Origin of the sequence: Longimicrobium sp. (assembly GCF_035474595.1) — a bacterium.
Lineage (GTDB): Bacteria > Gemmatimonadota > Gemmatimonadetes > Longimicrobiales > Longimicrobiaceae > Longimicrobium.
The window spans coordinates 1-10,071 of sequence record NZ_DATIND010000150.1 but is presented as its reverse complement, the minus strand read 5'-3'; the positions used below and the strand labels follow the sequence as shown (position 1 = coordinate 10,071).

Genomic DNA, 10,071 nt, shown 5'->3' with positions numbered 1-10,071 from the left:
AGAACTGAAGGGTGTTCTCCGCGGCTCCGCGTCTCTGCGTGAGAAATCCTACCGGATTCGAGGGAGCGATCGTGCGATCCGGCAGCGCACGTGCGACCTCGCTCACAGATCCTTCGGCCTGCAACCGCTCGTGCTGGGCAGAGACGGTGTGGCCGGCCCGAATGGAAAGTCCGGGCGCAGCCGGTCACCGGCGACTGAAGTCGCAGCAACAACTACGGGAAGCCTCGCAAACTGCGCGAGGCTGATCCGCTCATTCCGTGGCATCGGCGCTCACGACCGATCTCGTTTCATCCTCCCTGGAAGCGCGCAGCGCGGGGGCGACTCAGGATGACGTCTCTCCGTGCGTTTCTAACGCACAGGTGATCGCTGCTACCAGCCCCCGCCCTCCGGCAGCCACGGGGCCAGCCGCTCGCGCAGCATCTTCAGCGCGCGGCCCATCCGCGCCTCCACCGTCTTCACCGAGATCTCCAGCACCTTCGCGATCTCGGGGTAGGTGAGCAGGTCCACGCGGCTCATCTGGAACGTTTCGCGTACGTCGTCCGGCAGGGCGGCCAGGGCGCCGCGCATCGCCAGCTCCAGCTCACCGGTGCGGGCGTCCGCGTCGGCGGGGGGCGGCGGGGTGGGCGGGCGCACGTGCGGCTCGCCTTCGCGCTGCACGCGCGCGTGGCGGATCTGGTTCAGCGCGCGGTTGCGGGCCGACTGGTGCAGGTAGGCGCGCAGCGACATGTCCGCGGGCAGCGTCTCGCGGCGGCGCCAGAGCTCCAGCATCACCTCCTGCGCCACGTCCTCGGCCGGCGCCCGCTCGCGCAGCAGCCGCTCGGCCGAGGCCACCAGCCCCGCGTAGTGCTCGCGGAAGATGGCCGCGAACGCCGCGTCGCTTCCCTGGCGGAGCTGGCCCAGCAGTTCCGGGTCGTCCATCGCGGCGGTATCTTCGGTGGGGCGCGGGCGCTCGCAAGGCAGGTCGGGATGATGACCGGACGGTTATCTTACCGTGGCGGCGCCGCCTCCGCACGAACCGGGCGAGCGCGGGCGTAGGGTGTCCCGCGGCTCGCGTGTTGAAAGGGCATGAACGACCCGGACCGCACCTCCACCGATTACGACGACGCCCTCTGGCAGGCCGTCGCGCGCTCCCTCTCCGGCGAGGCCTCGCCGGAGCAGGAGGCCGCGCTGCGCCTGGAGATGGACGCGCATCCCGGGCGCGCCGAGCTGGTCGGCGCCCTGGGCGATGCCGTGGCCGGGGTGCGCGCGGACGCCGCCCCGCCGGTGGACGTGGAGGCCGCGCTCGCGTCGGTGATGGCGCGCCGCGACCGCCCGGCGCTGACGGTGGAGCGCGGCGGCGCGGCGGGCGTCCCCGCGCCGCGCCGTCCGGCGATCGTTCCCTCCGCGCGGCCGCGGTGGCGGACGCCCGCGGTGCTCGCGGCGGCCGCGGCGCTGATCCTGGCCATCGGCGGCGCGCTGGTGTGGCGGACGCTGCGTCCGCACGCGGGCGGGTGGCAGGCGCGGTACGCCACGGCGGTCGGGGGGACGCAGGCGATCGAGCTTCCCGACGGGAGCCGCGTCCTCCTGGGCCCGGCGAGCCGCCTGGTCGTCGCCAACGGGTATGGGGACGACGAGCGCCGCCTCCGTCTCCACGGCGAGGCGTTCTTCGACGTGGTGCACGACGACGTGCGTCCGTTCGAGGTCGTCACCGACGCGGCGCGGGTGACGGACGTGGGGACGGCGTTCACCGTAGCCACGGGCGGGCAGGACTCCACCCGCGTGGTCGTCACCCACGGCTCGGTGAAGGTGACGCCGCCGGGGCGCGGCGCCACGGTTCTCCGCGCCGGCGACCGCGCTTCCGTGGCCCGCGGCGGGGTGAAGGTGGAGCGCGGCGCGGCGACGCGGGAAGACGTCGCGTGGACGACCGGCCGCCTCGTCTTCCGCGACGCGCCGCTGGCGGAGGTGGCCGCGGAGATGCGCCGCTGGTACGGCGTGACGCTCCGCGTGGACGACCCCGCGCTCGCGGCGCGCCACCTCACCGCCGATTTCCAGGGCCAGAGCGCCGGCGCGGCGCTGCGCATCGTGGCCGCCACCCTGGGCGGCGAGCTGCGGATGCGCGGCGACACCGCCGTCATCGTCCGCCCGGGAGGTGGCCGACGGGCGCCGTGACCGCGGCCGCCGCGGCCCCCGCCGCCATGCCCCGGACGTGCCACTGGCGCGCCCGGGGCTCGGCCGTTCTCGCCATCTCCCTGCTCCTCGCGGGACTTGCCGTCCCCGCGCGGGCGCAGGGCGGGTGCGCGGCGGCGGCGTTCGCGGCGGAGCGGGCGTGGCCCGCGCCGCTGGACCGCACCGTCACCCTCCGCGCGCGCGACGTCACCCTGCGCGACGCGCTGGACCGCCTCTCCGCCGCCGCGGGGGTCCGCCTCTCCTACACCTCCGAAGCCCTCCCGCTGGACCGCCGCGTCTGCGTGGCCGCCGAGCGCGTGCCGCTGGGCGATGCGCTCGCGCGGCTGGTGGGCGGCGCGGGCGCGGAGCCCGTGGTCGTCGCCGGGCAGGTCGTGCTCGCCCCCGCGCCGCCGCGGCGCGCGGGTGCCGCCGCCGCGCCGGAGCCGGAGCGCGAGAGCACGCTGGAGCGCATCGTGGTCACCGGCACGCCGGCGGGCGCCGCGCGGCGCGGGCTGGCGGTGGGGCTGGACGTGATCGACGGGCCGGAGCTGTCGCGCCGCTCCGCCACCAGCCTGGCCGAGGTGATGAACGGCACCGTCCCCGGGATGTGGATGTGGCGCCGGTCTCCCTCCGATCTGCTCGGGCAGTACGGGAGCGTGCGCGGCGCCAGCTCGTTCGTGGCCACGTATCCCAAGGTGTACATCGACGGCGTCGAGGTCGCCAACCCGCTTGTCGTCACCCAGATCGACCCCGACCTGGTGGAGCGCGTGGAGGTGATCCGCGGGCCGCAGGGCGCGGCGCTGTACGGGTCCGACGCGATCAGCGGGGTCATCAACATCGTCACGCGCCACGACGGCGGGGCGGGGATGCGGGCCGAGTTCCGCACCGAGGCCGGCGCGGCGGGAAGCGACTTCGCCTCGCGCCCCGTGCCCACGCACCGCGAGCGCCTTTCCATCCGCGCGGGAACCAACCTCCGCTCGATGGCCGCGGCGGTCACGGTGGGCGGCACCGGCGCGGTGTACCCCGACGCGGGAAGCCGCACGGTGAGCGCGCTGGCGACGGGAAGATGGGTCGCGCCGCGCGCCATCTTCACCGGCACCTTCCGCTTCTACGGGCAGACGGCGGGCGCGGGGCGGAACCCGCTCCTTCCCATCCTCACCCCGCCGGCGCCGGGCGACACCGCCGCGGCCCAGGGCGCGCGCTACGGCCGCCGCGGGCAGATGGCGCCGGGCGACTCGTCCTCCATCTCCCCGACGACGACCACCGCGGCGTCGCAGGGGATGCGGCAGTACACGGCGGGGGTGAACGCGGCGATCACGCCGCCGGGGCGGTGGAGCTTCACCTTCCTCGCGGGGATCGACGGCTACCGGCTGAACCGCGTGGCGGACACCACTGGGCCGTTCCCCGCGGCGCTGGACCCCACGCTGCGCGCCGGGAGCGGCGCGGGCGACCGGGCCACGCTGCGCGCAGGGGGAAGCAAGCGGCTGCTGGGGGATGGGGACATGGTGGCGGACCTGAGCGTGGCCGTGGAGCACTCCGTCCTGCGCGAGCAGACCACGGTGGCCATGGTGCACCCCCGCGAGGCGGGCGAGACCTGGGCGCGCGAGGGGACGGAGGACGTGGTGCGCTGGCGGCACGACACCGGCGCGCTGGCGCAGGTGAGCGGCGCGTGGCGCAACACGCTCTTCGGCACGGCGGGGGTCCGGCTGGAGCGCAACGACGCGCTGGGCGGCGCGGGCGAGCTGTCCACGCTGCCCATGCTGGGCGCGGCGTGGGTGCGCGCCTTCGGGGCCAGCGAGCTGAAGCTGCGCGCGGCGTACGGGCGCGGCATCCGCCCGCCCAGCGTGCCCGCGCGCGAGAACCTGCACGTGGGCTACCCCAGCCCGCTGGCCGCGGCGCTGGAGCCGGAGACGCAGTCCGGCTTCGAGTTCGGTGCGGAGCTGTATCTGCGGCGCGGCACGTCGTTCCAGGTCACCCGCTTCGACCAGCGCGCCAGCGGCCTCATCCAGGACGTGGTGGCGGGGATCGAGACCACCACGCGCTACGGCCGCGCGGAGCAGCACGTGCGCTACGTGCCGCAGAACCTGGGCTCCATCACCAACCGCGGGTGGGAGATGCAGGGCCGGTGGCGCGGTGGCCCGCTCTCGCTCACCGGCGCGCTGTCGTTCGTGGACAGCCGCGTGCGCAGCGTGGCCCCCGGCTACGGCGGCGACCTCCGCCCCGGCGACCGGATGCTGGGCGTGCCCGCGCGCACGGCGGGGCTGACGGCCGAGTGGACGGGGAGCGGGTGGACCGGAGCGCTCACCGCCAGCCGCGCGTGGGACTGGACCAGCTACGACCGCGCCGCCCTGGCCGCCGCCTTCGCGCAGCCCGGCGGCGATCCGGGCGACTTCAACGGCGAGAAGCTGCGCGCCTTCTGGCGGCAGTACCACGGCAGCACCAACCTGCGCGCCACCGGCTCGCGGCAGGTGGCGCCGCGCGTCTGGTTCGTGGCCACGGGCGACAACCTTCTCGGCCGCCAGCTCGGCGAGCCCGACAACGTCACCATCCGCCCCGGCCGCACCCTCACCGTCGGCATCCGCACGTCGTTCTGAGCACACGCCCGAAAATCATTCTCCCCTTCTCCTGAACGCAGGTGAAGGGGAGTTTTGTCGTTCACGGGCGATAGGATGCCACCGCCGACATCATCCTGAGTCGTCCCCGCACTGGAGGCGTCGAGGGAGGACGAAAGAAGGTCGGTCGTAAGCGCCCGATGCCACGGAATGAGCGGATCAGCCTCGCGCAGTTTGCGAGGCTTCCCGTAGTTGTTGCTGCGACTTCAGTCGCCGGTGACTCGCCGCGCCCGGACCTTTCTATTGATCGGCCACACCGTGATTCCGCCGACTCGTCCGGCCCTTGTTACCCGTGGATCGGTCCCCGCTCACGGGTCGCTGCAGTCGCGTTTGTAGCCGCAGTTGGGGCAGACGATCTTGCAGTTGTGGTCGTACATCACCGTGCCGCACAGCTCGCAGACGTGCTCCTTCGGGATCTCGCGCAGGCGGAACGGCGTGGCCTCCGCCGACGGGACCGGCTGCGGCTCGGGCGGCGGCGGCGGTGCGGGCTCGGGCTCGCGCCGCTTGTGGGCGTTGATGCGCGCGCACCAGCTCGGGTCGAAGTTCGTCATCGGGTCGGTCTTCAGAACGGCTTGGCGATCATCAGCCAGGTGATGGCGGCGACCACGGCCCACTCGTACGCGTGGCCCACGGCAACGATGCGGTCGCCCATCGCGGCGGTGAGCCGCGGCGTCACCTGCCCCTGCCCGCGGGCGTCGTCCAGCGCGGCGCGGAAGAGCCTGCCGCGGGGGATGAACACCGTGGGCACCAGCAGGAACGCGCTGAAGAACAGCAGGAGCGAGGCCGACACCCACGTCAGCGGCGCGAACGGCCAGTGCTTCAGCCAGGCGGTCAGCAGCCCCAGCCCCAGCACGGCGAACGAGCCCGGCCGCACCATCTTGTTCTCGAACTGGCTGGAGATCCGCAGGTACGCGTCGAGATCGCGGATGTCCGTCGCGCGCCGCGCCTGCGCCTGCGCGACCGTGCGGCCGAGCAGCCCGCCGACGAACAGGAACACGCTGAACACGTGCAGCAGCTCCAGGGAAAGGCTCATCGTCCGGTGGGGGATGGGGTGCGTGGAGGCGACCTCGGCGGGAACGCGCATCCAAGCTCATGCGCGCGCGGGCGATGCGCCAGAGTGGCGATGCGGTCCCACGATCGATCCCGTCTGGCGAACGCCCGCATGCCGCGGTTACCATCCCCGCATCCGTTTCCCATCGCCGCCCCGTTCCGCCGTGCCGGATACCTCTCCCATCTCCCGAGAACCGGACGGCCGCCCCGTGCGTGGCCGGTTCGCCCCGAGCCCCACGGGCGCGCTGCACCTGGGCAACGCGCGCACCGCGCTGCTCGCGTGGCTGCAGGCGCGCGCGGCCGGCGGCGCGTTCGTGATGCGCGTGGAGGACCTGGACTTCGGGCGCGTGCGGGCGGGGGTGATGGAGACGCAGCTGGACGAGCTCCGCTGGCTGGGGATCGACTGGGACGAGGGCCCCGGCGTGGGCGGTCCGCACGCGCCCTACGTCCAGTCGCAGCGCGCGGAGCGGTACGACGACGCGCTGCGGGTGCTGGCCGCGCGCGGCGTCCTCTTCGAGTGCGCCTGCTCGCGGCGCGACATCGCCGCGGCCGCCAGCGCGCCGCACGCGGGCGAGGAGGGTCCGCGCTACACCGGCACCTGCCGAGAGCGCCGCGTGGACCCCGCCGCGCCGTCGCTGATGGCGCACGGCCGCTCCGTGCTTGCCCTGCGGATGCGCGTGGAGCCGGGCGACGTCTGCTTCGAAGATTGGCTGATGGGGCGATGCTGCTTCGGCCCCGCGGACGAGACGGGGGATTTCGTCGTCCGCCGGAAGGACGGCGCCGCCGCCTACCAGCTGGCCGTGACGGTGGACGACGCGGCGATGGAGATCACGCACGTGGTCCGCGGCGGCGACCTGCTGTCGTCCACCGCGCGGCAGCTGCTGATCTACCGTGCGCTCCGCCTCCCCGAGCCCGCGTTCCTGCACGTGCCGCTGATGCTGGGCGAGGACGGCGAGCGCCTGGCCAAGCGCCACGGCTCCGTCTCGCTCGGCGAGCTGCGGGCGCGCGGCATCGCCCCGGAGCGCGTCACCGGCTGGCTGGCGGCGACGTGCAACCTGGCGGACGAGGGGGAGATCGCCGCGCGCGACCTCATCCCCCGCTTCGCCATCGCCCGCCTTCCGCGCGACCCGACGGTCATCACCGCGGCGATGCTGGCGCGGCTGGCGGGCTGAGGCGGCGGCACCCGACCGCCAATGAAATTGGCGGGCAACAAGAGCACAAAGTCCCTGCGGGACTGCCGCCGCGACATCCTGCCGCTCCTCCGGCACTCTGGTGTCCGCGGACTGAGCTGAATCGTGCAGGCCGCGCCGATGCCCCGTCCCTCCCCCAGGCAGTTTTGGGGGAGGGACAGGCGGCCCGGCGGCGCGACGGGAGTCGCGCCGGGCCAGCCAGGGCGAGGGCCCGCGGGGCATGGCGACGCACCATCGCAATCTCCCCGAAGATCTTTTCATCCCCCGATACAACCATCCCCCCGCCCCGCGACACTCAACGGGTGCCATGAGGACCGAAACCGCGCCCGCCACCGACCGGGCACTGGCCGAAGCGCTGCTCCTGAGCGGCGACGAACGGGCGTTCCGCGACCTGTACCGCCGCCACACCCCGCGGCTGCACCAGGTGGTGCTGCGCATCGTGGGCGGCAGCGAGCACGACGCCGAGGACGTGGTGCAGGACACCTGGATCCGCGCCACCGAGAAGCTGGGCGACTTCCGCTGGGAGGCCGCGTTCAGCACCTGGCTCACCGGCATCGGGCTGAACGTGGCGCGCCAGCTCCTGCGCAAGCGCGGGCGGTGGACCGACATGGAGGGCGTGCCCGAGCCCTGGCGCGCCCCGCCGCACGACGGCGAGCGCATCGACCTGGAGCGGGCCATCGCCCTCCTTCCGGCCGGGTACCGCACGGTGCTGGTGCTGCACGACGTGGAGGGCTACCGGCACGAGGAAATCGGCGAGATGCTGGGGATCGCGCCGGGGACTTCGAAGAGCCAGCTCTTCAACGCCAGACGGTCGCTCCGGCAGGTGCTGGAGCCCGCGAAAGGAAAGACCCATGAGCCCGCATGACGAGATGGACAACGAGCTGACGCCCGCGGAGCGCGCGCTGTTCGACGCGCTTCCCCGCGAGCGCGAGCCCGGCCGGCTGCTGGAGGAGCGCACCGTGCGCGCGCTGCGCGAGCGCGGCCTGGTGCACGCGCCCGCGGCACCCGCCACGGCCCGGCGCATCCGCTTTCCCGCCGCGTGGGTGTCGGGCGCCATCGCGGCGGGAATCGCGCTCTTCCTGGGCGGGCTGGCCACGGGGCAGTACGTGGCCTCGCGCAACACCACGCAGCTGGTGACGGCCATGCAGCAGCGCGACGCCCAGCAGGCCGCGCTGATGGTGCAGCAGACGGGCACCGCCTACGTGCAGGCGCTCAGCCGCCTGTCGCAGGTGTCCGACACCACGCGCGCCGGCCGCCAGCAGGGTCGTGAGGTCGCCTCGTCCATGCTCCGCGCCGCCGCCGACGAGGTGGTGCGCATGAACCCCAACGACCCGGTAGCCAGCGGCATCCTGGCCGCCTTCGACCGCGCGAAGACGCAGGCCGCGCCCGCGCAGCGCGACACGGCGGGGAAGCAGAGCGTGGTGTGGTTCTGAACCGAAGTGCGGAAGTGCGGAAGTGCGTGAGTGCGTGGTTCCGGGAGCGCCTAAGCCCGCATGCGGCAGGATGCCGAGGCCGCAGTCCCGCAGGGACTTTGTGCGGTTGTAGCCCGGGAATTCCATTCCCGGTCGGCTGGAAGATGGCGATGGTGACGGCGATGGCGATGCGGCGGGACCGGATCGCCTCGCGATGAACGTAGGTGGAGGACGCGCAACGGCGCTCCGATGGACTGACGAGGGACGATACACCGAGATGGAGGGATAGATGGGAATCGTACGCAAGCTGGCGCTGACCGCGGCGCTGGTGGGGATGCCGGCGGTGGCGCCGGGGCAGGGCGGCGTGTGCGGGTCGCGCGGCGGCGTGGTGGTGCCGGACCTGGGGTTCAACGACATCCAGTGCAGCCACTGCATGATCGAGTTCTCGCCCCAGCGCAGCCGCTACCGCTTCTCCACCGAGCCGCGCGTCCACGGCATCACCGCCGCGGGCCAGGGGCGCCTGCGCGACGGCGACGTGCTGGCCGCCGTCGACGGCCGGCTGATCACCACGAACGAGGCGGGCGACCGCATGGCCACCGCCCGCCGCGGCGAGCGCGTGCGCCTGACGGTGCGCCGCGGCGGCCGCACGCAGGACGTGGACGTGGTGGCCGGGCAGCGCTGCCTGGTTCCGCCCGTTCCCCCGGCGCCGCCCCGCGCGCCGCACGCTCCGCACGCACCGGCCCCGCCACGGGCTCCCAACGCGCCGGCGCCGCCCGGACACCCGGCGATCGCGCCGATCCCGCCGGTGCCGCCCGTGCCGCCGGCCCCCCACGCGCCGCAGGCACCGCATCCGCCGGTGCCCCCGCTTCCGCCGCTGCCGCCCTCGCCGCCGGAGATCCTGCCGGAGGGGTGGTTCGGGTTCGGGATCAGCTGCGACCAGTGTGGCATCCGCCGCCACGGCGACGACGTGACGATGTTCTTCGGCGAGGCGCCCACGGTGGAGAGCGTGGAGCCGGGAAGCCCCGCGGCCAACGCCGGCATCCGCCGCGGCGACGTGCTGACGCACGTGGACGGCGTGGCCATCACCACGGCGCAGGGGGCGCGCCGCTTCGCCACCATCCGCCCGGGGCAGGCGGTCACGTGGACGTACCGCCGCGGCAGCCGCGCCTTCACCGCGCGCGCCACCGCCGGCCGCCGCCCGGACCGCGCCACCCCGCACGCGGCGCCCACCGCGGCAGCCGGACAGCAGCTGCGCTTCAGCGGCGCGGTGGGCGACAGCGACGTGGAGGTGCGCGGCGTCCCCGTCACCATCATCCGCGACGAGCGTACGGGCGAGATGGTCATCCGCAGCCACGACCTCACCGTCCGCATCCGCCCGGACAAGCCGTAACGGCAATCGGGAGATGAAGAACCGCACCCCGTCGGACGCAACAGCGGGGTGCGGTTTCGCTGTCGAATTGTTGCTGAACGCCCTCCAGCAAAGGTCGCCGAACAAAGACGTCATCCTGAGTCGAACACCGCGCTGCGCGCGACCACGGAGGATGAAAGGAGATTGGTCGTGAGCGCTGATGCCACAGAATGAGCGGATCAGCCTCGCGCAGTTTGCGAGGCTTCCCGTAGTTGTTGCTGCGACTTCAGTCGCCGGTGACCGGCTGCGTCCGG

General features: G+C 74.0%; 9 protein-coding genes. 6 read left to right on the top strand and 3 right to left on the bottom strand.

Going from position 1 to position 10,071, the window contains the following annotated elements:
• Positions 1–369: 369 nt before the first annotated feature.
• The gene (locus tag VLK66_RS25790) at positions 370–918 is read right to left on the bottom strand and encodes an RNA polymerase sigma-70 factor (RefSeq protein ID WP_325312387.1); all 549 of its coding nucleotides are present in this window, start codon (positions 916–918) and stop codon (positions 370–372) included.
• A gap of 147 nt (positions 919–1,065) precedes the next feature.
• On the opposite strand from VLK66_RS25790, the gene VLK66_RS25785 reads away from it, so the two are divergent.
• Positions 1,066–2,148 (top strand): FecR family protein, encoded by a 1,083-nt coding sequence (locus VLK66_RS25785; RefSeq protein ID WP_325312386.1) that lies wholly within the window; start codon positions 1,066–1,068, stop codon positions 2,146–2,148.
• Positions 2,145–4,739, top strand: coding sequence for a TonB-dependent receptor plug domain-containing protein (locus VLK66_RS25780; protein ID WP_325312385.1), 2,595 nt, complete (start codon positions 2,145–2,147; stop codon positions 4,737–4,739). The genes VLK66_RS25785 and VLK66_RS25780 overlap by 4 nt, the downstream gene beginning before the upstream one ends.
• Positions 4,740–5,065: 326 nt before the next feature.
• On the opposite strand, the gene VLK66_RS25775 is transcribed toward VLK66_RS25780, so the two are convergent.
• Complete coding sequence (locus VLK66_RS25775; protein ID WP_325312384.1) at positions 5,066–5,308, bottom strand: hypothetical protein; 243 nt, start codon at positions 5,306–5,308, stop codon at positions 5,066–5,068.
• Between the two features lie 11 nt (positions 5,309–5,319).
• Positions 5,320–5,841, bottom strand: coding sequence for a DUF2269 family protein (locus tag VLK66_RS25770; protein ID WP_325312383.1), 522 nt, complete (start codon positions 5,839–5,841; stop codon positions 5,320–5,322).
• 175 nt (positions 5,842–6,016) lie between these two features.
• On the opposite strand from VLK66_RS25770, the gene gluQRS reads away from it, so the two are divergent.
• The 4 genes from gluQRS to VLK66_RS25750 all read left to right on the top strand — a co-directional run bounded on the left by gluQRS (position 6,017) and on the right by VLK66_RS25750 (position 9,799).
• Positions 6,017–6,979: a tRNA glutamyl-Q(34) synthetase GluQRS gene (gene gluQRS / locus VLK66_RS25765; protein WP_325312382.1), complete on the top strand. Its 963-nt coding sequence runs from the start codon at positions 6,017–6,019 to the stop codon at positions 6,977–6,979.
• Positions 6,980–7,304: 325 nt separating this feature from the next.
• Complete coding sequence (locus tag VLK66_RS25760; RefSeq protein WP_325312381.1) at positions 7,305–7,862, top strand: RNA polymerase sigma factor; 558 nt, start codon at positions 7,305–7,307, stop codon at positions 7,860–7,862.
• Positions 7,849–8,430: a hypothetical protein gene (locus VLK66_RS25755; protein ID WP_325312380.1), complete on the top strand. Its 582-nt coding sequence runs from the start codon at positions 7,849–7,851 to the stop codon at positions 8,428–8,430. Before VLK66_RS25760 ends, VLK66_RS25755 begins: the two co-directional genes overlap by 14 nt.
• A gap of 268 nt (positions 8,431–8,698) precedes the next feature.
• The gene (locus VLK66_RS25750; protein ID WP_325312379.1) at positions 8,699–9,799 is read left to right on the top strand and encodes a PDZ domain-containing protein; all 1,101 of its coding nucleotides are present in this window, start codon (positions 8,699–8,701) and stop codon (positions 9,797–9,799) included.
• The last annotated feature ends 272 nt before the right edge of the window (positions 9,800–10,071 follow it).